The organism is Pseudocnuella soli (genome assembly GCF_004347775.1).
Taxonomy (GTDB): Bacteria; Bacteroidota; Bacteroidia; order Chitinophagales; family Chitinophagaceae; genus Flavisolibacter; species Flavisolibacter aquaticus.
In genome coordinates this window covers 2,283,629-2,306,211 of record NZ_CP037755.1, presented here as the reverse complement: position 1 = coordinate 2,306,211, position 22,583 = coordinate 2,283,629, and the positions used below count along the sequence as shown (strand labels likewise).

Below are 22,583 nucleotides of genomic sequence, written 5' to 3'. Positions count from 1 at the left end.
TACAAAAACCGTTGTTTTTCCACGCCGGTCGGAAGCGTTGCCGCGCTTCCGATTTTTGTGTCCAAACCTTTTATAAAAATGGCTGCAGTAGTTGCCGCTATTGCATCACCACTATTTTTTTTCCTTCAATCCGGAAACGGATGTTGCTCAATTCCAGGATCTTTAAAAGCTCCGTTGCCTTGCTGTTGCGCGGCACTTCACCGGAAAAGCGATCGTCGGTTGGTATGCCTTCGTACACCACTTCCACATCGTACCAGCGGGCCACCTGGCGCATCACCGTTTTCAGGTCGGCATTGTCAAATGAAAAGTAGCCGTTCTTCCAGGCCACGGCCTGTTCCACATCGGCGGTTGCCACGTCGATGGTTGCGTCGTTTTTACCAACACTGGCCTGCTGCCCCGGCACCAGCCTGGCCTTGGCCGAAGCATTGGTTACCGACACGCTGCCCTCGAGTAATGAGGTGCGCATTTCGCCTTCGTCGCTGTAGGCATTTACGTTGAAATGTGTTCCGTGCACCACTACCCTGTTGCCCAAAGCCGCCACCACAAAGGGGTGTGCGCTGTTCTTTGCCACTTCGAAATAAGCTTCGCCGGTAAGTTCAACCAGCCGTTCGGCACCGGTAAAGGCTGTGGGATATTTTAATGAAGAAGCCGCGTTGAGCCATACGAGGCTGCCATCGGGCAGTGTGAGTTGGTACTGGCCGCCCCTGGGTGTAGCCAGCGTGTTATACAAAACCGCATTGTCCGCAGCGCCGGCGCTGTTGTAGGCCAGCTGGCCATCGGCAAGTTTAATAACCTGGCTGCTGCCTTGCTGCAATGTGGCGCCATTGGTGGTGCTATCCAGCAATACTGTGCTGCCATCGGCGAGTGTAAGCGTTGCGGCGTTGGTGCCCGGAAGTAAGTCTGTTTGAACGGATTTTGGATTGGATGCAATTGAAGGTTGGTCCAGGGCAGACCACCAATAAAAAATGCCGGTGCCTGCCAGCAGCAGCACTGCAGCCGCAACAGCCAGCCGTGGCCACCGAAAAAGGGGAATGACGCGGCCTGTGGGCCCGGCCTGTTTGGTGGCGGTGATCTGCGCTTGTATTTCGGCAAATGCCTGCTCCCCCAGCTCGTCCACCGTCATCGGTTGCTCGGTGATCACCACTTCCGTGTCGGCGCCGTCGGCCGAATCGTACCATTGATGCAGTTCAGCCTTTTCGGCCTCCGTGGCATCTCCACGCAAAAATTTCTCTGCCAGTTTTGATATATGCTCAGGAATCATGGTTCCCCATTTCTAACATAGAGACATGGGAGGAACTTTTGTACGCAGGAAATTTCCAGTTTTTTAAAAAAAGAAAAAAGGCAGGGCCGAAAGCGCCAGTTGCTTGCGGCGGCGGCGCATAAAATCCATCACTTTGGCCGAATAGCCTTCCGCTGTACGCACCGATACACCGAGCATGCCGGCCACTTCTTCCAGCGGGCGGTCGAGCATTTTATGGTGTACAAAAACGAGCCGGTGCTTTTCGGGCAGCTCGTTAGAAAGACGATGCAGGATTTCGAGCAATTGGCGGTTGTCCAAATCGATGGCTGCAATTTCTTTTGGAGCAGCTACTTTGGCTGCCAGCGCCTGTGCCCGCTGTTTGTTGGCTGTGGCCCGGTACACGGCATAACGCGTCATGGCGGAGAGGTACAGGGGCAGCGAGTGAATTTCGAGGCCTTCCCGTTTTTGCCAGAGCGTCAGAAAAACTTCCTGTACAATTTCCTTGGCATCGTCAGCCGATTGCAGCCGTTTTAACGCAACAAAAAAAAGCTGTTGCCAGTACTGGCGATAGATGGCTGCGAAGGCGGCTTCGTCGCCGGCCTTCAGGCCTTGCAGTAAGTAGCGTTCGTTATCGTTTGTTGGTTCGGACAAAAGCAGATTGGTTTCGGCTTAAGGTAATAAAAAATTAATAAGTCATAACCCTCAACTTTCCCAGTTGAGTAGTTTTGGCACCAACAACCGCTATTTGAAATGGCTTTCGCGTTTAACAGAAAAACCTTCCCTACAAACTTAATCGACAAATTTGTTTTTTAAAACATATTAAATTTTATCATTGATAACGGACTAATCTTACCATGATGCCGATGGTGGCGGAAACGGCGATTGGTCGCGTTCCGGTTGATACATTCACCGCGAATGACTTTGCCACCCTGCTTACATAAATAAGGGAACATTTTACCAATGGCATAACTAGGTTTAAAACAAAATGCCTCCAACAATCTACACCGACATCGCCCTCCGCTCCTGCTTTGTAAACTGCCGGTACCGGAACACAGCACCTGCCGAAATAAGCGCCAATATTGCCACCGCCCAATACACCCACTGCGGAATGGGCACGGGATCGCCTGCGGCATAAGAGTGTAGCCCGGACAGGTAATAGTTCACGCCAAAGGAAGTCATGATGATGGACGAAAAAGCCCATAGGCTGGCCAGGTTATACACCAGGGGATTGTTCATGGCAGGGATGAGCCTCAGGTGCAGCACAAAGGCATATACAATCACTGAGATCAGCGCCCATGTTTCTTTTGGATCCCAGGCCCAGTAACGGCCCCAGCTTTCGTTGGCCCACACACCGCCCAAAAAGGTACCGATGGCCAACAGGAACAGCCCGATGGTAATGGCCAGTTCGTTTACAATGGTCAGCTCCTGCAGGCTTACCAGCCATGCGGCCTTTGGCGATGCAGGTTTGAATATTAAAAAAAGTAAACTTAAAAGTGCCAGTATTGCGGCCAGCGCCAGCGGCGCATACGAACTAACGATGATGGCTACGTGTATTTTTAGCCAGTACGAATGCAACACCGGCATCAGGTTGGTGATTTCGGGGTTAAGCCAGTCGAGGAAGCCCACAAACAACAGCGTACCGGAAAAGAGCAAGCTCAGTGGAATGGTAAAACGGCTTTTGCCTGAAAATAATAAACCAAACAAGAGAATGCCCCATGCCACAAACACCAACATTTCAAATCCATCCGTCCACGGTGGCCGCTGTGCGATGTACCAGCGCAAACCCAAATGCGTGGTAAAGGTGAGCAGCCCCGCCCAGCTCATGATCTTGCCGGCATTCCAGGCAAAGCGCATGGCGCCATTTTCGCGAAACAACATGGCAATGGCCAATACCAGCATGGCCACACCCAGCAACCAAAATGGGCCGAACAACCGGTTGCCCAGATTGAGTTTATTGTACAGGAGTTCTGTTTTCAACAGGGCCTCATCGGGGTACACCGCTTTGCCTGCATGCTGCTGAAACAGCTGCATGTATTCCAGCGCTTCATCGGCCTCTTTCCACGTGCCTTCTTTCAGCCCTTTGCGCAATGCGCCCAGGTACATGGCCGTAATATTGGCTACAAAATTTGCATCTTCCGTATCAAAGCCCTGCCCCGATTGCTGGCTGGTAAACCAAGTGTTGTTCTTGTCCCCTTTATTGGGAAAAATGCGCAAGAAATCGCCGCTAAGCAGCGCATAAAAAATGTTGAAGCGTTCATCGGTTTTGAGCAATTCTTTGTGGCCTTCGTTGCGTTCGGCGGGCTTCAGCCGGTTGGCTTCTTCCACCAGGTCGTGCAACATGTAATCGCCATCCTTATTTAAAAATTGTTGAAACGAAATGCGGCCGGTTGGCGCAATGCTTAAGGCTTTGAAAACAGGACCTGATTTTTCCTGATCAATTTTAATAACGGGCAGTTGGCTGAATGTTGCCGGATCGAGTTGCACAGCCAGCAGAAATTGTTCTGCCGTCAGCGTTACCTCACCTTCTTTTGCCGGCACTTTAATAGTGGAACGGCCATTGAGCTTGCGTACAATTTCATTGGCCAACGTATTCAGCGGCTTCATGCGGCCGTCCAGGTCCTGAACCACCAGTTTGCCGTAGGCGGCTGCTTTTTCCTGCGGAATGATCATCGGCGGCGCAGGCGTTTCGGCATGCAGCCCGCTGGTACACAACAACAGCAGTACCGCTGTTTTCACCACAGCTGCACGTTTTTTTATGGTGCCCAGTTTTTTGTTCAATACCCTAAACCTGCTGCCCTTCGCAAACAAGGTCAGGAACATGCCAAGGCTCAGGAGAAAATACCCTAGGTATGTAATGTATGTTCCGGGCCGGTCTTGGTTTACCGAAAGCACGGTACCTTTTTCATCGGTATCAAACGAAGACTGGTAAAAACGATAGCCTTTATGATCCAACACATTGTTCATGAACACGCGGTACGGAAACGATTGTGCACCATCATGCACCTGCAACTGGCTGGCGTAGCTGGCCGGGCTTTGACTGCCCGGATAGCGCTCCAGTTCGAATTTTTTTAAATGCAAACCAAAGGGCAACACTTCGGCTTTGGGCCCGTAAGTAAGGTTGAACAACTTACCACCATGGGTAAACGAATGCCATGCGGGATTGAAGGAGGCTATGGTGATATAACTTTCGGTAACTGGCTTGTTCTCGTTATCGGTCACCACCAGCTTTACCACATCGGGCAGGTTCTTGGCTTCTTTTTTATCGTGCACTGCCTTGTAGGTTAGCGCAGCTTCTTCATGAATTTCTTTAAGCATAAATGCGCCGCTGTCCCACTGGTACAGCGAACGGATTTGCAACGGGGCCGCGTGGCCGGCATGCACCGCGCCAATCTGCTGCGATGCCATTTCCATTACCTGCAAGTGCACATCGGAGCGGATGGTCCAGCCTGTATCGTTGCGGAAAATTTTAACCGGTGCGGCCGCATTTTCCGTTGTACCCACCACCAACTTTCCTATTTGCAATGCTGCGCCTTCTTTGATGACAAAATCCTGGCGGCCTTCGCCCTGTGCCGTTGCAAAATCAAAATACGTGTCGGCGCCTTTTGCCATTTCTTCTTTGGCACCGGTAATATATTCCTGAACGGTTACATTGAATTGCTGTCCACCCAACTCGATGCTTGTGGTAACAGGCTTATAGTTGTACGCCACCAGCGACAGCGGTTTTTCGAAACGTTTGCCGCCGTCCGGGTGGTTGAGCTGCAGGTACCGATTGGCTGAAAAAAAAGTATGCTCCGTGGCACCTTCACGAATGTGGATCACGCCTTCGCGGCCAAAATAACGCGTAACGCCGGCGCCAAGGATAATGAGCACAAATGCAATATGAAACAGCCCGATGGGCCAGCGGGCTTTTGTAAACAACTTGTATTGGCCGGCATGTGCTATAAAATTAACCGCCAGCCACACCATCAAAAACTCAAACCACCAGGCTTCGTACACCAGCCCGCGGGCCACGGCGGTGCCGTGGTCGTTTTCAATAAAAGTTGCTGCGGCCATGGCCACAGCAAACAGAATAAGGAGGATGAGCGAAACGCGGGTGGAAAGTAGGTGCTTCAATACATTCATGCTATTACAATAAAATCCCGATGAACTTATTTTTCATATTGGGCCTAAAGATCAACATCAGGTAAGCCCAGTTCTGGGTTTGTTTTAATGAAAAGTTGCTCTGTACCCGTTCAAAGGTATCGGAGTAAAACAACTGGCTGTAGCCCCCCTGCAACGATAGCGCATCGTGAATCAGGTAGCCCACAGACACGTCCACTTCGGTGCCCAGGTAGCGGTCCATTTTTGCACCGGCAGCATTGAACACATCGGCGTACGACGAAAAATAATGGCCATCCAACTGGGTAAACAATTTTTGGTTGATATCGAGCCGGCCCCGAACATACAGATCTTTCAGGCCCACCGAGCCTTCATGCGCACCACCCACATAAAACAGGTCCATGTAACCGTTGTGGAGGTGGTTGGTGCCGTACTGTGGCGAAAAGGAACTGCTCTTGTTACTAGTGCCTGCCCTTGTGCCGCTCAACACTTCGGCACCGGCCACCAGGCGCAGCTTGCGGCCCGATGCGGTATCAATGTTGATCTGTTGCAGCACCTGTGCACTGGCGTCAAATGCATTTAGTTTGCGGCCGTTTCCGTCTTTGCCCAACTGGTGGTAGTAAAAACCCGAGAGTTGTGTATTGCCCAGCGTCAGCCGCAGCGTAGGCACACCAATGGTTTGGCGGTAATGCTGGCCGTCGCCAAATGCGGTACCTCCCGTAATGGGGCGGGTAACCTGGCGCCCCTCGTTCCAGCCCAGCAGCGAAAACTGCAGCTTGCCGATCACGTTCTCGTAGCGGGCCATCAGCGCCGACTTGTACTGGTTGGGCACCGTAAACGTGTTGTTGGCAAGTTGTTGTCCATCCTGGTTGTAGCCGCCGCCAAAATGAAATTTGGCCGTGCCCCGCTCCCATTTTGCCAGTGCAAAATCGTGTGCCCGTGCCTGTAAGGCCCAGTCGAGGTTGCCAAGGAAACGGGCATTATCATAATTCAGTTCCTGGCGGCCCAGTTTTAATTTCCAGGTGGGCGACAAGGCCATTTCCAGCCATGCTTCGTGCACGGAAAGGTTATTGTCGGTAAGCTTTGTTTGCGAAGTATTGCCCCAGGTACGCACATCCTGAACCGAAGCAAAAAATTGGAACGCCGACCGCTGGTACGAAGCCTGCAGCCTGGCCCTGTGGGCAATAAATGCGGCGGGATCGAAGCCTTCGGGGAGCGGCCGGTTGTAACCATGGCGGTACTCGGTGCGCTGGATCAGCTGGCCATCGAGGTTGAACTGGGCAAAACTGGCGGTGCTGCAAAGTAAGCCGGACAGGCATCCGGCCAGGAGTACAATTTTTCTCATAATAGTGGGATGAAAAATTTGGGGCAAGCCGCTAGTTAATTCAAAAGTAAAAAGTCAAAAGTCAAAAGCCGGCTTCATGTATCGAGGCAGGTTTTGACTTTTGAATTTTGCTTTTTTACTTAAAATGTAAACTATGTTACCTAGTGCATTTTACTGCAGCATGGTCACTTTCTTCTGTGCTTCGCGAGCCTTGCCTTCCTGCAGCCATTTGGGCACTACCTGCTCCAAAAACTGTGCTTTTACAGCCTTTTCTTTTTCCAGATCCACGCCAATATAAGTTTGCAAAGCGTTTTTATTATTCAGGTCGGGCATTTTTACCACCTGGTTGTGGCCGAACCCTGCCAGCACTCGGGCCAACGAAATACGGGCTTCCTGTATAATGGCCGATGCCGATGCCAGCACCCGGCTCGACTCCAGCGGTGCGTGGAAACCGGCCCCATGCGATGCAGCGATATAGTCCCAGCGGAACTGTGCATGCCGGATCTGTTGCAAAATGGTTTTCATCTGTGCATCGGTAGCGCCCAGTTTCCAGGCCTGTTCGGCTTCGAGGTGCGCCATGGCAATATGCTGCTGCACTTTGCGCTGTGTTTCTTTCACCTTGCCCTGCCGCTCATATACGTCCGATACGAGGTCCGACACTTTTTCGCGATGGCACACAAAGCAGGAGTTTTCTACGTTGGCCAGCGGCGATCCAATGTGGTGATCCGTAAATTTCTGGCCGCCTTCTGTTCCGTACGGCATGTGGCAATCAGCGCAGGAAACGCCACGTTTGGCGTGCACGCCAAAAGAGTAAATTTCATAATCGGGGTGCTGGGCTTTTAACATCGGTGCTTTGCTCAGCGGGTGCACCCAGTCGGAAAAACCTACGCTGTCATAATACGCTTCCATGGCTTCCACGGTGTAGCCATTTTTCCAGGGAAAAGTAAGGTAATTGGCACCCGGCGCATCGGGGCGTTTTTTATCAAAATGATATTCCACGTGGCACTGCGCACATACCAGCGACCGCATCTCCTGGTGCGATGACTGGTTGATGTCTTTACCCGCAGCCTTGAACGCCTCCACCAGCGCCGGGCGGGTAATGGTGAGGTTCATGGTTTTGGGGTCATGGCAATCGGCGCAGCCAATGGGGTTGATTACCTGGCTGCCAAAATCGGGGAGTTTTTTGTTGTAAAATTCTTTTACGCCCACTTCGCTCATCAGCCGGGGCACGTCGGGGCTTTTGCAGGTCCAGCAGGTGCTGGGGATAGCAGTGGTGGAATCCTGCGGTGCACCAATGCGCACCGATGCCAGCACATCCCGCACCGCGTGGTTGTGGCCACGCGGCTGGTTGTACCCTTTACTGAACGAGTAGCCTGCCCACAGGATGATGGTTTCGGGGCTTTCTTCCAGCGCATCTCTAAAGCCGCTCGTGTTGTACTTGCTGCTAAATGAAGTGTCCTGCGTTTTTTGATACGACTGATACTGGCGGGGATAGTTCATGCCCCAAAGGCTGTCGCGCGGTTCAATGCCTTCGATGGACACACGGGCATGGTAGGCAAACCTGCCTTCCGTTCTCCGGTCCATGATCGAATAAACCAACATAGCCAGTAAAAACACACCGATCAGCGTTCCTAAAAAAAGTAGCCAGTTCTTCATTGTGGTGCAATTGTAGTGTGACGCTTATTTTTTTACTTCCTTACTGTTTTTTTCATCCAATGTTTTCTGCAGCCATGCAGGCACAATGGTGCGGTCTTCGGGGGTATACAGCCGGATGGGTTCGATGGAAATGCCGGTGGCCGACAAACTTTTCACTTTTCCGTGCGGCACCTCGCGATGGCAATCCCAGCAAAGCCGGTCGGTTCTTTTGGCGTGGTGGTTTTCTACCATGCCCACCAGTTTTGCATCGGTTACCTGGTCCTGGTGGCAGCGAATGCAGTTGTTGTGGATCACTTCCACCGATGCGCTTTTTGCCTGGATCACCTGAGGCTCGGCCCTCAGGGTAAATATTGAGGCGTGGTACAGCCCGTCTTTTGCCTTGAAAAAATATTTATTGAAAACGTTGTCGTGTGGCACGTGGCAATCGTTGCAATGAGCCACTTCGCGGTGCGAACTATGCGTCCAGGTAAGGTACTGGGGCGTCATCAGGTGGCAGTTCACACATGCCTGCGGATCGTCGGAAAGGTAGGAAGCCGCGTTGCTTAGTTTGAGCATGTACAGCCCCAAACCTATAAACGCAGCAACGGCCACGATGGCCACCCGCCGCCAGCGGTGCGGCGGAACGAGGTTGTACTTAAATAAAAACCGTTCAATTCTTCTAAGTCGTCTACCCATGTATTACACCCTTTAAAGAATCTAGGCCCGAGGAATACTAAATATCATGTTAAAGCTAAAGGATTTTGTTTAACAAAAACCATGCATAAACTTGGAATTAATACGCAAAACGTTCAGCATTACAACATTAAATCTGACGGGAGCTAAATAGGCAAAGGATTAAGAGCCTTTTGGCTGCGCCGAAAAAAGGAGAAAAACGGGAGTGCATTATTTTAGAACACCAACCCAGATGAAACTAAAACAACTATCCATCGCTGTTAGGCTTTTATATAAATAAGAATGGAAAGGATTGCCGGTTTAACAAACGGCCGATGAATATTTCCCTAGCTTCGCCAGCCCACATTATGACGAACAGTTTTCTTCTCGAGTTTTTGACCGTGGCCGCCCTGGCCAGCTTTGAAATTTATGCTGCCATACCCGCAGGTTTTGCTTTTGGCCTATCGGCCTGGAGCGTATTTTTTGCCAGCGTAGGCGGCGGGCTCGCAGGCGTGTTTGTTGCCGCATTCCTCGGCGACCGCATCCGGCGCCTATTCCGCAAAAACAAACCCGAAAGCACCAAGCCCCAAACCGGTATGATCTACCGCATCTGGCACAAATACGGCATTATTGGCCTGGGCTTTTTGGGCACTGTTACCGTTGGCGCCCCGGCCAGCCTTGCTGTGGGCATTGGTTTTAAGGCACCGCTGCGCAAACTTATTACCTGGTGCTGCATTGGCGTGGTGACGCGTTGCGTGTTATTTACGCTGGTGGGTTATTATGGCTTTAAATTATTTTAATATTTCTAAAACAATACCGACAGCAAGGCCAGCGTTTTTTGATGCTGTGTAAACAAGCTACAGTTGTTACATTAGCCAATGTGCAACACCAACTGTTTTGCACACCAAAACAATAACCTCCGATTAATGCCGGCGGGTTTAAGATTCAACCAATTTCGACACTCCTAAATGAACCAAAGTAAGCAACCCATCATTGTTGTGGAAGATGATGCGGAAGACCGGGAAATATTGAAAGAAGTGCTGGAAAGCCTGAAGCTGCCGTTTCCGGTAAAATACTTCGATGAAGGCAGGGCGGTGCTCGATTACCTCCGCACCACAAAAGACCATCCTTTTATTATACTTACCGATGTCAACATGTCGGGCATGAACGGCATCCGGCTGCGCGAAGAGATCATGAAAGACGAAGCGCTGAGGGTGAAAAGCATTCCATTCGTATTTGTGAGCACCTCCGATGGTAAAGACATGCTGCACAAAATATATGACCTGCAGGTGCAGGGTTATTTTGAAAAACCCAATACGCTCAGCGGCATGAAAACACAATTGAGCCTGATCATTCAATACTGGATGGAGTGCAGGCATCCCAACCAGGTCAAATAAATATCAATGGCCGGAAGTTGAATTCCAGCCACTGATATTTTAGCGGGTTAAATATTAAAAGAAGTAGGTAAAACTCAGTGATGCAAAGAACGGAGTGCCCGGTGTAAAATGTATTTCCGAAACCGGCGCTGCTTCGGCCTTCAGCCGGCTTTCCGTATCAAACTGCGTTTCTTTCCATTTAACGTTGGTGAGGTTTTTAATGGTCAGTCCCAACTCGTATTTATTGCGCTGGTAACCGGCAAAAGCATCCATAACAAAATAGCCTTTAGCCACAACCGAATTATCCTCGGTAGCAGGCCGGTCGCCCATGTAGCGATAACGCAACGATGCATTGATGCCGTTGCCCGATTTTACCGTAAGGCCACCAATAGACGTAAGCCGCGGCGCCAATGGCAGGTAGTCCTCGCCTTTGGGCGCACCCACTGCACGGGCATGCGAATAATTTACATCCACATCGGCATACAGCCAGGCCAAAGGCTGGTAGCGCAGCGAAAAATCAGCGCCATAACGACGGCTCTTTCCGCTGGGTTCTACAATGCCTTCGTCGCCCACATACACAAACTCCTGGTCGAGCCAGAGGTACCAGAGTGCAGCGTTTACCAGTAAATTTTTAGCAGGCTTCAACACGGTACCAAAGTCGGAGCCATAAGCCGGCGGCAAAATACGGAGGCCGTTCTGTGGCACCACCACCCGTGTATCATTGGAGTGAAAGCCACGGCCGCTGCTCAGGTAAAACTGGGTCCGGTCGCTGGGGTTGAAGTACACACTCAGTTTGGGGCTCACTGTTGCAGCCGATGCTGTGCCCCTTACATCGCCTTGCAATTTGCCGATGTACTTGTTGTGAAAATAGTCGTAGCGCAAACCGGCGTTGAGCGAAAACAGCGAGTTAAGCGTAAGCGTTTCACTGATGTATGCAGCCCAGTTTTGCTCCCGCACATCGCCCCTTTTAATGGCATTGGTCACAATATCACGGTCACGGGTACGCGATAATTCCGAATCGTAAGTAGCATCGATGCGCACCGCAGCACCAACTTCGGTGGTCAGTTCTCGGCTGCCCCAGTAAGCACGTTTGTGGTAGCTGCCATTATATCCAAATAAATCGCGGTCTTCGCGTTGCCTGATCTGGTCGCCGTTTACCGGGTCTTCTTTAAAAAATGTAAAGTTGGAAAAGAGTGTGAAATGATACCGCGAATAATACAACTGGTTTTTAAAATAAGCGCCGTTGTTGCGGGTGGTGGTAAGCAATGCATTGGCATTGTAGCGTGATGTTTTGCCGCCTTCCGTATCATCTATCGCACCAAAATAACCAATGGTGCCGTCGGCCACTGCGCGGTCGGGAATCTGGCCTGAGGCATCCCAACCGCTTGAAAATGCCGAGGCAGAAAAGCTGAGCGTGTTGTGCCGGTCCAGGGCGCCATGGTATTTACCAAACACATTGATGCGGTTAAAATCCTGCGGTGCATCAAAATATCCTTTCGTGTACATGTACTCCGATGCCACGTAAGCCGAATGGCCTTTGCTCCTTGCCCGCTCATCGAGCAGGTTGCTCATACCAACGGTGCGCAGCGTGTTGAACATGCCGCCTTCCACTTTTATAGAGTTCTGCGGCAGCACATCAAAGGTTTTAAAATCTACAAATCCCGATGTATTGAAATTGCCTTGTTCCGCATAATAAGTGCCTTTTTTAAACCGCACATTGCCGATCAATTCAGGAATTAAAAAATGTAGGTCGGCATAGCCTTGCCCATGTGCATGTGATACCATGTTTACCGGCATACCGTCCACACCAATGCTGATGTCGGTACCGTGATCAATGTCAAAACCACGCAGAAAAATTTGTTCTGCTTTGCCGCCACCCGCATGCTGGCCAATAAAAAGACCTGGCACCATGCGCAACACTTCCTGGCTGTTGTTGATGCCGCGCAACTTGATGTCCACTCTGCTGATGGGCCGGTATTGTTCGCCAGCACCGGTGGTTACCGTTACATTGCTTAATTGTATGGATGTGGGCACCAACACAAAACTGGCGCTTTCACTTTGTAGCCCGTTTAGCTTTGTCATTATCGGCTCGTGGCCAATAGAACGAATCTGGATGGCAGTGTCCCCAGTAGTTTGCCTAAAGAAAAACCGGCCACTTTCGTCGGTAAAAGAAACCTGATTGGAAGGTTGCAAGGTCACCAGGGCGCCTTCAACCGGCAGGGTGGTTTTGCGGTCGGTAACGATGCCCGAAAAATGGGCTTCCTGTGCAAATAAACGGGGTGCCCAAAAAAGCAGCAGCAAGTAAAGATTTCGCATGAATACAACTTGGAATTGCCGCGAAGTAAAGCATTTATGCAAAAAAGGCTGAAAACAGGTGTGGTTGCGGGTTTGAACCAATAAGAAAAACTCAAAAGGCAAAAGTAAAAATTCAAAAAGAGAACACCGTAATCAGTGCTGCCACCATTTTTGAATTTTTACTTTTGCCTTTTTACTTAGTCCGTATTTAATGCAATTGCTAACTAAGCCACTTTGCTTAAGAAATCAGCAGCATATGTTCGGGGACTTTTGCCGATCGTGCTTTTAAATACGCGGTTGAAATTGGTAATGCTGTTAAAGCCGCAATCATAGGCAACCGCCGACACGCTTTCATACTTTCCGCCCACCAGTCGCTTGCATGCTTCGTTGATGCGCACTTCATTTAAAAACGTAACAAAGGTTACCCTTGTATGTTTTTTAAAATAGCGGCAAAATGCAGGCGGCGTCATATACGCAGCAGCGGCCACTTCTTCCAGCGTCAGGTCGCGGTGGTAATGCTGCATGATGTAATTGTAAATGTTGGAAATGCGCATGCCTTCCTGATCGCTGAAATCGCGGGGCTCCACGTTGGAGGTAAGCGGGTTGATGTGCTCGATGGAACTGAGCGATTTGAGCAACTGGAAAAACTGCATCAATTGGTCCATGCCCGACGCATATTTGATGCTGAGGATTCGGGTGGAAATATCGCTGAACGAATCCTGCGGTACCTGGAAGCCGCTGTAATTGCTCGAAAAAAACGTGTACACATTTTTCAACTCGGGCAACGAAAAAAGCGAAGCCAGTTTGCCTTGCGTGTTGAAGAAAATAGTAAGGGTGTGGATGCCCTCGGCAACGTCCTGCTCAAGGTAAGCGCCGTCGCTTTTAAACACATGCGGCATGTTGGCACCGATCAGGTACACCTGGTTGGGAGCAAAGGCATGCATGTTGTTGCCTACTACCAACGTGCCGGCTCCTTTCAGTATCAGCGTCAGTTGAATTTCTTCGTGGCGGTGCAGGTACGGATAGAAATTCGGTTGAATATCTTCCTGAACCAACAAGGTTCTGTCCTGCGCAGCAGGAATGGTGAATGGCAATACTTTCATGGTCGGTGGTTTTCGGTGATCCTGTAAAACAAGTTTAATTTACAGAAAATTAACCCAATGACAATCAACCGCACCCCTTTTGGGTTAAAATATGGTAAGTAGTGGCAAAAATGCTGCAAAATTTAACCTGGTGCGCACAGCGCAGCGGCCGAGCGGACTTGAATAAATTTCGACCCGCCATTCCTGCTCTCCCAACAATTTTCCGTTTTAAATAGTGTAATGCACACCATTTTTTATTGACAACCTTCATTTCTACAGCCGGTCAATATTTGCTCAAAAAGGATTAATAACCGGCAACAGCCGCAAAATCATGTGGTGTGAAGTTTACCTATCTTCCGCTCTTCGTAGTTTTTCCCTTTCCTATTTATGACAGATCAAGAATTCAAGCCTTCCCTCAAATTACTGGATGCCACCATGATCGTTGCGGGCTCCATGATCGGTTCCGGGATTTTCATTGTGAGTGCAGACATAACCCGCAACGTGGGCAGCGCCGGCTGGCTGATGGCCGTGTGGCTGATCACCGGGTTTATGACGGTAACGGCTGCCCTGAGTTATGGCGAGCTGAGCGCCATGTTTCCCAAAGCCGGCGGTCAATATGTTTACCTAAAAGAAGCCTACAACCCGCTCATTGGTTTCCTTTATGGCTGGAGTTTTTTTGCCGTAATTCAAACCGCCACCATTGCTGCGGTGGGTGTGGCTTTTGCAAAATTCACCGCTTACCTCCTACCGCAATTTCGCGAAGACCTTGTTGCTTTCGACCTGGGTTTTCTAACGGTATCGCCAGCGCAATTGCTGTCCATTGCCGTTATTGTTTTGCTCACTTACCTCAATACGCCGGGCATCAAAAACGGAAAGTTTATACAAACAACATTTACCCTCACCAAACTCTTAAGTTTATTTGGCCTCATCATTTTTGGGTTGCTGTCCATCAACCCCGATGTGTGGGCTGCCAACTGGAGTGATGCCTGGACCCTGCAAAAACTGCAACCCAATGGCACCATCAGCAGTTATACAACTATGGCTGCACTGGGCGCTATTGCTGCCGCCATGGTGGGTTCTATTTTCAGCAGCGACTCATGGAACAACGTAACGTTCATTGCCGGTGAAATAAAAAACCCCAAGCGTAACATAGGGCTTGCACTTTTCCTCGGTACACTCATTGTAACGCTGGTGTACCTGGCCACCAACATCATGTACACCGCGGTGCTGCCGTTACAGGAAATTGCATCGGCCGATAAAGACCGTGTGGCGGTGGTGGCGTCGAATGTGATCTTTGGAAACGCCGGCACCATCATCATTGCGCTGATGATTATGATCTCGACCTTTGGGTGCAACAACGGGATCATCCTGGCCGGTGCACGGGTGTATTATACGATGGCACAGGATGGATTATTTTTTAAAAAAGTAGGTACGCTTAATAAAAATGCAGTACCCGAATATGCGCTTTGGCTGCAATGCGCCTTTGCTGCGGCCTGGTGCCTCAGCGGCCGCTACGGTGATTTGTTGGACATGATCTCATTTGTAGTAGTCGGTTTTTACATGCTCACCATTGCAGGCATTTTTATCCTGCGCAAAACAAGACCCGATGCACCACGTCCCTACAAAGCATTCGGCTACCCCGTATTGCCCATTATTTACATACTCATGGGACTCACCTTCTGCACGCTGCTGATCATGTACAAACCCAAATTTACCTGGCCCGGCTTGATCATCACTTTACTCGGAATTCCTATTTACTATATGGCAGTAGCGAATAGGGCGAAAAAAATCGAACAATAGAAAGAAGCGTCAAAATTCAAAAGTAAAAAGTCAAAAAGGGAAGGCAGGTGCAGTATGCATTTGTTTTCCCTTTTTGCATTTAGGCAATCACACATCCCATGTTTGCCTTGGAAAGTTCTATGCAAATGCAAGATTGCTGAACAATGATTTAATACACTACTTGGAAGAATCTTCAAAGGCACTTCAGGGATCATCATTGATATAATCTAAACCGAGTCGTATCCTGCATTACTTTTCATTTTTTGCAGGTAGAATTGCCTAATACAACAAGCGCTCACCCCTCCCCATTTCGACTTTCTACTTTTGTCTTTTGACTTAATACTTCCCCATAAACATAAGGGCCCGCTGTGAAAACAGCAGGCCCGCTTTGTTTGTGTATGCCAAGAAATATTTACAGCTCGCTGATGTTGCGTTTGGGCGGTTCCACACCGTGCAATTGCTTTACAAAAAAGTCGCGTTTCTTTTTCCGTCCATAGGCGCCGCCATCGCTGTGGCCCATGCCGGGTATGGCCAAGAACTCGAAATCTTTTCCAGCCTTGATCAGCGCATCTGCCACCCGGTAGGTCGATTCGGGCGGCACGTTTTCATCGGCTTCGCCCACCACCAGCATCAGCGCACCTTGTAGTTTGTGTGCATTGGTAATATTCGATTGCTCATCGTAATGTTTGCCCACCGGGTAGCCCATCCACTGCTCGTTCCACCATTGTTTGTCCACGCGGTTATCGTGGCAGCCACAAGCCGACACAGCAGCATCGTAAAACTCGGGGTGAAACAACAATGCACCTGCGGAGTTTTGCCCACCGGCCGATGTACCGTAAATGCCCACCCGCGACGTGTCGGAATACGGATACTTCTGCGCCAGCGCTTTCATCCATAAAATGCGGTCCGGGAAACCGGCGTCCGCAAGGTTTTTCCAGGCTACATCATGAAAAGCTTTGGAACGGTTGTACGTGCCCATGCCATCAATCTGCACCACGATGAAACCAAGTTCGGCAAGGCTTTGGGGCTCACCGTAAGCACTGAATGTTTTGGGCACAAATGAGCCTTGCGGTCCTGCATAAATTTGCTCGATGATGGGGTAACGTTTTGCCGGGTCAAAGTTGCTGGGGCGGAACATTACGCCCCAAATATCGGTGGTGCCATCGCGGCCTTTGGCCACAAAAACCTCCGGGTATTTCAAGCCCGTTGCAGCATAAGCCGAAACATCCGCCTGCTCCAATTGCATCAGTTTTTTACCATCGTTGGTGCGGTGCAGTTCTATCACCGTGGGCATATCTACCCTCGAATACTGGTCGATATAATATTTCCGGTTGGGCGAAAACAACAACCGGTGATTGGCATTAGGCGCGGTTAATTTCACCAAGTTCTTGCCGTCAAAACCAATGCGATAGTAGTGTACAAAATAAGGGTCTTCTCCTTCGTTCATGCCGCTGGCCTGGAACCAGATCTCCCTTTTCTTTGTATCAATGCTGTCCACTTCACGCACTACCCAAGGCCCTTTTGTTACCTGCACTTTTTCTTTGCCGGTGCGTTCATCCACCAGGTAAATATGGCGCCAACCGTCTTTCTCCGTTACCCATATGATCTCATTGCTTTCAGGCAGGTAATGGGTTAAAATGCGCTGTTCAAAAATGAAGGTGGCCGTCTTTTCATCCACCATTTCTTTGGCGGTGCCGGTTTCCGCATTTACTTCCATGATGCGGAACCGCTGGTGTCCGCGATCGGCACGCTCAAAAGTAAAATAGCGGCCGTCGTCTTTTCGCCAGTTGAGGAAGGGCGCACCGCCATAATCAATTACATCGATGCCCACCTTCGTGGCCTTTTTTTGTCCCGGGTGAAACAGAAACATTTCATAGCTGGTGTTTTCATCGCCGGGCTGTGCATAGCCCCGCGATTTCAACTCGCCACGGGTGCCCGATGCCGAAGTGAGTACATAGTGCACTTGCTTGTCCTGCACCGGCTTGATGCGGTAGCCCACTACCGTTTTGCTGTCGGGCGACCAGCTCAGTTGCCCGTATGGTTTTTCCTTGGTACCGTCGTTGGTTAGTTGCACCGGGGCGCCGCCTGCTGCAGGCCGCACAAACACATTATAGTCTTGCACAAAAGCCACCCACTGCTTATCGGCCGATACGCTGTCGGAGCGAAAAGCACGGGCACGGCGCCGCACCGGTCCCACTTCATCCGGGTTGCCGGCATTCCAGTTGTTGCCACGCGGCCCCACATCTGTTGCTGCAAACTTTGCAGGCACTTCGGTAGTTGTTGCGGTATAATCTTTCAATGAAACCTTGTACCATTCGCCGCACCATTGCACTACCAAATCGCTTTTGCCCACCACCATATTGGTGAGGTGTAATTTGGCTGCAGTGGCCGTTTTGCCACTTGCTTTGGCTAATGCGGCAGCCATGCGCCCATGGTCAAATGCTGGTTTTTTCTCTCCTTTTGCCGGGTCCACAATCCAGTATTCAAATACGCTGTCGCGCAAAACATTGCGGTACCAAAAACGTTCGCCGTCATCGAGCCAGCGTGGCTGCAGCGATGTTTTAAAAACCGTTTGCCGCACCGTGCTATCCAGTATTGCAGCCTTGCGATAACGCTCCAGCATCTCAGTTCGGCTGGGTTGGTAGGCGGGCAAAAGGGCTCCTGAAACTTTTTCTTTTTGCGCCGTGTGCATGGGCGATGGGGCTTCCTGTGCCATCAGCGGCCCGGTGCCCATAGCCGCAGCCACAGCCATATATAAACAATTGCGCAGCAACATCTTTCCTATTTTTTTGAAAAAGTAAATTAGAAAAAAACAGCGCTGTGGCGTTGTTGACAATTAACCTGCATTTTCCAATTATTAACCGGCACCATGCTGCCCACAAACAAGAACAGCCCCGGTTTCGGGGCTGTTCTTGTTATTAAATAATCGTTATTTCAACTTCCATTCATGAATGCCGGAGGCATGATTTTCCGGCAGCTGCACCTCCAGTTTCATCGCCGTTGTTTTTACCGGCTCAAACTTTACCGTGTTGTACCGGTCTTTGGCCACTTCGTATTGGGTGGTGGTTTTTACCGGCAGCCATTCGTTGCCGCTTTTGTACAAAATGCGCCAAGATGCAGGTACACGGGTGCCGCCAAAAGGTGCATCATCAAACCAGTAAATGCTCGATTCGGAAACGGTCTTTTCGCTATCGAAATCGTACTGCACCCATTCCAGCGAATTCTTTTTGGGCCACCAATGGAAATACAGGTTGGCGTGATCGTTCGAGTTGGCTGGCTCGGCCTGGTCGTTGAGCGCCAGCAGCATGGTTTTGCTGGTTACCGATGCCGACACCTTACTGGTAGAAGCAATGGTGGGTGCAGGTTTCGGCTTCGCCGCCGACTCTTCGTAAGGAATCCACACCATCATTTCGCCGGCACCGCGGTTGGCCCAGGAAAAATATGGAATGGCCGTTACGGGCTGGCTTGTCTTGATCAATGCATCTGAGTTCACCTGCCTTTTGGCGCCTACACCGGTTGTATTCAAAACCATTACACCTCCCAACAAATCGTTGCGGAATTGTGCCTGCACCGGCGCAGCCTTATCGATCAAAATGTTTTGCACCGAACTGTCTTTATTATCAGCCCACTCCAATGTGTACACCAGCGGCCCGCGTTGCAATGCAAAACGGCCGTTATCGTCCTTCACCGATTGGTGCGCCAAAACTTTTTGCGTTTCCATCGGGAATTGCACCTGCACTTTGTCGCCCTTCTTCCATTTGCGGCTCACTACAGCATAACCTTTTTCCATGGTGTATGCCACCGGCTTGCCGTTCAGCGTCATCATCACAGGCTTGTTTTGCTTGCTGGTAAACTGGTACAAATCGCCAGGTACAGGTTTGCCCAATGCCCAACCGGGCACCCGCACTTTCAGTGCAAATTGCGCTTCCTTGGCCGGGTCGATGGTCATGGCCACCGTGCCCTGCCAGGGATATTCTGTTTCCTGTTTGATGTTTACTGCAGTTACCGGCAACTGAATTTTACCGGTGTTGCTCATAAACAGGTTTACATACAGGTCGTTGTTGTTTTGCGCATATACATACCCGGGAAGCGAAGGCAAAAAGCGGGTCATGTTGGAAATGCAGCAGGCACAATCATACCAGTCGCGGCGTGGGTGCTGCCCCATTGACGCCAATGGATTGGGGTAAAAAAACTGTTGCCCGTTGAGCGAAAGCCCCGACAGCAATCCGTTGTAGAGCGTACGTTCCAGCACATCGATGTAGCGGGCATCGCCGTGCAACTGGAACATGCGGTTGTTCCAATACACATTGGCAATGGATGCGCAGGTTTCGGCATACGCCGACATATTGGGCAGTTGGTACGCAGCGCCAAATGCTTCGCCGGCGCCGGTTGCACCAATGCCGCCGGTGAGGTACATTTTTTTATTCACCACATCGGCCCAGATATGATCGATGGCGGTGAGGTAACTTTTATCGCCAGTAAGCGCAGCCACATCGGCCATGCCGGCATACATATAAGTGGCCCGCACTGCATGGCCTACCGCTTCGTGCTGGTCCACTACTTTCTTGTGCGCTTGTCCATACTCGTTAGGCCGCTGGCCGGGACGTGGTCCACGAACATCTAAAAAGAATTTAGCGAGGTCGAGGTATTCTTTTTTGCCGGTAGCGCGGTATAATCTGGCCAGGCCCATTTCCACCACCTGGTGGCCGGGATAGCGCTCTTCTTTGCCAAAACCAAAATCACGCACCAGCAGGTCGGCGTTTTTGGTGGCAATATTGAGCAACGATTTTTTACCGGTGGCCTTGTAATGCGCCACTGCGGCCTCGTACAGGTGCCCCGAGTTGTATAATTCGTGGCTCAGGTCTTCCTCTTTTTCCCAACGCTTAGCGCCCACCCACTCGTGTGGCTTTGCGGGGTTGATGGTGCGGAATGTGAACAGGTAACCATCCGGTTCCTGCGCATCGGCAATAACGGCAATGAGGGTATCGAGGTAGCGCTCCAGTTTGGGATCGGGCTTTACCTGCAGTGCGTAAGAGGCACCTTCAATGACCTTGTAAATATCGGTGTCGTCAAAAGTGTAAGTCGTCAGCTTATCGCCGGGAATCTTTTTTGCGGCACGCAAAAAATTATCAATGCGGCCGGTGGTCTTTACTTTATCCAGCACATACGGGATGGTCACATTTGCATTCAACTCCATCTTCGGCATCCAGAAGTTGTCGTGCACATGCACCTGGGTAAAATCAACGGGCTGAATGGGATAATCAGCGCCTTTTTTTTGTGCACTCACCATGCCCCCGCCAAGGGCGATGGCAACAGCGGCCAGTGCAAGCTTCTTTTTTGTTTCACAAATCATATCCAACAGGTTTTATAAAGCACTCATTGAAATTATGCGCTTATTGCGTAATTGAAAAAAAGCCCGCGGACAAAAGGCCACAGGCGTAGTGCTCACTTCAAACGTTACAGGAAAAATATGTTTTAATATCCGGGGTTTTGCTTCAGGTTTGAGTTTTTCACCAGTTCTGCTTCGGGCAGCGGGAACAGCGCTTTGTTGGGCGATGTTGGCCGGTGGTTGAACCATGTTTTGGTACTGAATACACCAAAGCGGATCAGGTCCTGCCGGCGGCGTGCCTCGGCTGCAAACTCCCAACCTAGTTCATCAAGGAAACGGCCAAACTGGATATCATCGCCACCCTGGTATTCGCTGATGGTGCCGTTGGTATTGTAGTAGCCGTACTTATACGAGCTGCCCATCATGAGTTGCGCACCGGTTACGGTGGCTTTGGCCGGGTTTGCTTTAAATGCGCGCTGGCGCACCTGTGTTACGATTTCAGCGGCCTCATTAGCTTTTCCGGTGCGGAGCAGGGCTTCTGCTTTCATCATCAGCACATCGGAGTAGCGGGCCAGCGGGTAGTCGGTGCTGAGGGCACCACGGGCACCAATCTTGATCTCGTATTTACCAATGCGGTAACCCTGGTTGCTGCCCGAAAGCGCCAAACCATCGAGGTGCTTGGTGTAATTGATCACTACCGCGCCGGTTGTTGCATTGAGCTGCGGGCCCATGATCCAGGTATCTTTTAACCTCGAGTCATCGGGATCGTAAGTATCAATAAACTGCGGCACCGCAGCATTGCCACCCCAAGGCTGTGCTGCCATGCTCAGCACTGCACGATGCACAGGATCGAGGGTTTTCATGTGCATGTTGAACTGCGTGGCTTGTATCTCGTCGTATGGCACGGCGAAGATGAGTTCCTTGGAGTTGTGGTTATCGGTTTTGAATGGTGCTTTGTAGTCAGCTTCCAAAACATAGCGGCCCGGTGCGGCTGCAATAATATCGTTGCATTCCTGGATCACTTTCTCCCACTGCGGTGTGCCGGTGTACACGCCTGCATTGAGATACACTTTTGCCAGCATGGCCTTTGCAGCCCATTTGGTAAAGCGGCCATAGGTCGACTGGTCTGCTTTTTCATTCAGCAGCGGAATGGCATCAGTGAATTCTTTTACTACAAAATTGTACACTTCGAGGCGGGTGCTTTGCTTGGGTAACGATACATCCTTGTAATCGGTAACGATGGGCACATTGCCGTGGTTATCGAGCAGGTTGTAGTAGTAATAAGCCCGTGCAGCTTTCAGTTCGGCCACCAGTTGTTCTTTACCGCTGGCAATGGGCACTTCGCCCGATTCCATCTGGTAAATTACGCGGTTGGCGGTGTTGATGCCGCGGTAGCAATGTTCCCAAAGGTTTTGCGGCTGCCACTGCACGGCATTCCAGGCATGCTGGTGCATGCGCTGGTAAGTGCCGCCATCAAACCAACCGTTCGGGCGGGCCGGCGTTACAATTACATCGGCGGCTTCTTCCTGCAGGTCGAAGTTGCCCTGCCAGGAAGCATGCATGCCCCGCAGGTTGGTGTACACTGGCGCAATGATGGTAGGAATGTCCTTTTCGGTAGGCACAAATTCTTCGGTAGGCACCCGGTCGTACACCGTTTCATCAAGTTTGGTGCAACCATTGAGCAGCGTTGCTGCGCCGAACAGCACTACCGCAAACGAAGCTTTTATATTTCTGTTCATTGTTTAAGCAGATA

General features: G+C 50.5%; 14 protein-coding genes. 3 read left to right on the top strand and 11 right to left on the bottom strand.

Annotated features, from left to right (window positions below):
• Positions 1-97: 97 nt before the first annotated feature.
• The 6 genes from EPD17_RS09470 to nrfH form a co-directional block, all read right to left on the bottom strand.
• The gene (locus EPD17_RS09470) at positions 98-1,261 is read right to left on the bottom strand and encodes a FecR family protein (RefSeq protein ID WP_132053711.1); all 1,164 of its coding nucleotides are present in this window, start codon (positions 1,259-1,261) and stop codon (positions 98-100) included.
• Between the two features lie 63 nt (positions 1,262-1,324).
• Positions 1,325-1,891, bottom strand: coding sequence for an RNA polymerase sigma factor (locus EPD17_RS09465; protein WP_162303867.1), 567 nt, complete (start codon positions 1,889-1,891; stop codon positions 1,325-1,327).
• Between the two features lie 348 nt (positions 1,892-2,239).
• Positions 2,240-5,362 carry a cytochrome c biogenesis protein CcsA gene (gene ccsA, locus EPD17_RS09460; RefSeq protein WP_132053709.1) on the bottom strand — a complete coding sequence of 1,041 codons (3,123 nt, stop codon included), beginning with the start codon at positions 5,360-5,362 and terminating at the stop codon, positions 2,240-2,242.
• A gap of 4 nt (positions 5,363-5,366) precedes the next feature.
• The gene (locus EPD17_RS09455; RefSeq protein WP_132053707.1) at positions 5,367-6,683 is read right to left on the bottom strand and encodes an alginate export family protein; all 1,317 of its coding nucleotides are present in this window, start codon (positions 6,681-6,683) and stop codon (positions 5,367-5,369) included.
• Between the two features lie 150 nt (positions 6,684-6,833).
• Positions 6,834-8,318, bottom strand: a complete 1,485-nt coding sequence (locus EPD17_RS09450) for an ammonia-forming cytochrome c nitrite reductase subunit c552 (protein WP_132053705.1) — start codon at positions 8,316-8,318, stop codon at positions 6,834-6,836.
• 24 nt (positions 8,319-8,342) lie between these two features.
• On the bottom strand, positions 8,343-8,993 hold the full coding sequence (gene nrfH, locus EPD17_RS09445) for a cytochrome c nitrite reductase small subunit (RefSeq protein WP_132053703.1): 651 nt from the start codon (positions 8,991-8,993) through the stop codon (positions 8,343-8,345).
• A gap of 311 nt (positions 8,994-9,304) precedes the next feature.
• Between nrfH and EPD17_RS09440 the strand changes: the two genes are divergently transcribed.
• Both EPD17_RS09440 and EPD17_RS09435 read left to right on the top strand, forming a co-directional pair.
• Positions 9,305-9,769 carry a hypothetical protein gene (locus tag EPD17_RS09440; RefSeq protein WP_123893547.1) on the top strand — a complete coding sequence of 155 codons (465 nt, stop codon included), beginning with the start codon at positions 9,305-9,307 and terminating at the stop codon, positions 9,767-9,769.
• Between the two features lie 168 nt (positions 9,770-9,937).
• Positions 9,938-10,366, top strand: coding sequence for a response regulator (locus EPD17_RS09435; protein ID WP_132053701.1), 429 nt, complete (start codon positions 9,938-9,940; stop codon positions 10,364-10,366).
• 54 nt (positions 10,367-10,420) lie between these two features.
• Here the strand turns inward: EPD17_RS09435 and EPD17_RS09430 are convergent, their stop codons facing one another.
• Positions 10,421-12,661 (bottom strand): TonB-dependent receptor, encoded by a 2,241-nt coding sequence (locus EPD17_RS09430; RefSeq protein WP_132053699.1) that lies wholly within the window; start codon positions 12,659-12,661, stop codon positions 10,421-10,423.
• A 203-nt stretch (positions 12,662-12,864) separates the two neighbouring features.
• Positions 12,865-13,743, bottom strand: a complete 879-nt coding sequence (locus EPD17_RS09425) for an AraC family transcriptional regulator (protein WP_132053697.1) — start codon at positions 13,741-13,743, stop codon at positions 12,865-12,867.
• 366 nt (positions 13,744-14,109) lie between these two features.
• On the opposite strand from EPD17_RS09425, the gene EPD17_RS09420 reads away from it, so the two are divergent.
• On the top strand, positions 14,110-15,522 hold the full coding sequence (locus EPD17_RS09420; RefSeq protein WP_132053695.1) for an APC family permease: 1,413 nt from the start codon (positions 14,110-14,112) through the stop codon (positions 15,520-15,522).
• Between the two features lie 391 nt (positions 15,523-15,913).
• Here the strand turns inward: EPD17_RS09420 and EPD17_RS09415 are convergent, their stop codons facing one another.
• From EPD17_RS09415 to EPD17_RS09405, 3 genes are all read right to left on the bottom strand, one after another.
• Positions 15,914-18,253, bottom strand: a complete 2,340-nt coding sequence (locus EPD17_RS09415) for a S9 family peptidase (protein WP_204743391.1) — start codon at positions 18,251-18,253, stop codon at positions 15,914-15,916.
• Positions 18,254-18,430: 177 nt separating this feature from the next.
• Positions 18,431-20,854, bottom strand: a complete 2,424-nt coding sequence (locus EPD17_RS09410; RefSeq protein ID WP_204743389.1) for a glycoside hydrolase family 127 protein — start codon at positions 20,852-20,854, stop codon at positions 18,431-18,433.
• A gap of 122 nt (positions 20,855-20,976) precedes the next feature.
• Entirely contained in the window at positions 20,977-22,569 is a 1,593-nt protein-coding gene (locus tag EPD17_RS09405) for a RagB/SusD family nutrient uptake outer membrane protein (RefSeq protein WP_132053693.1), read from the bottom strand.
• Between the last annotated feature and the right edge of the window lie 14 nt (positions 22,570-22,583).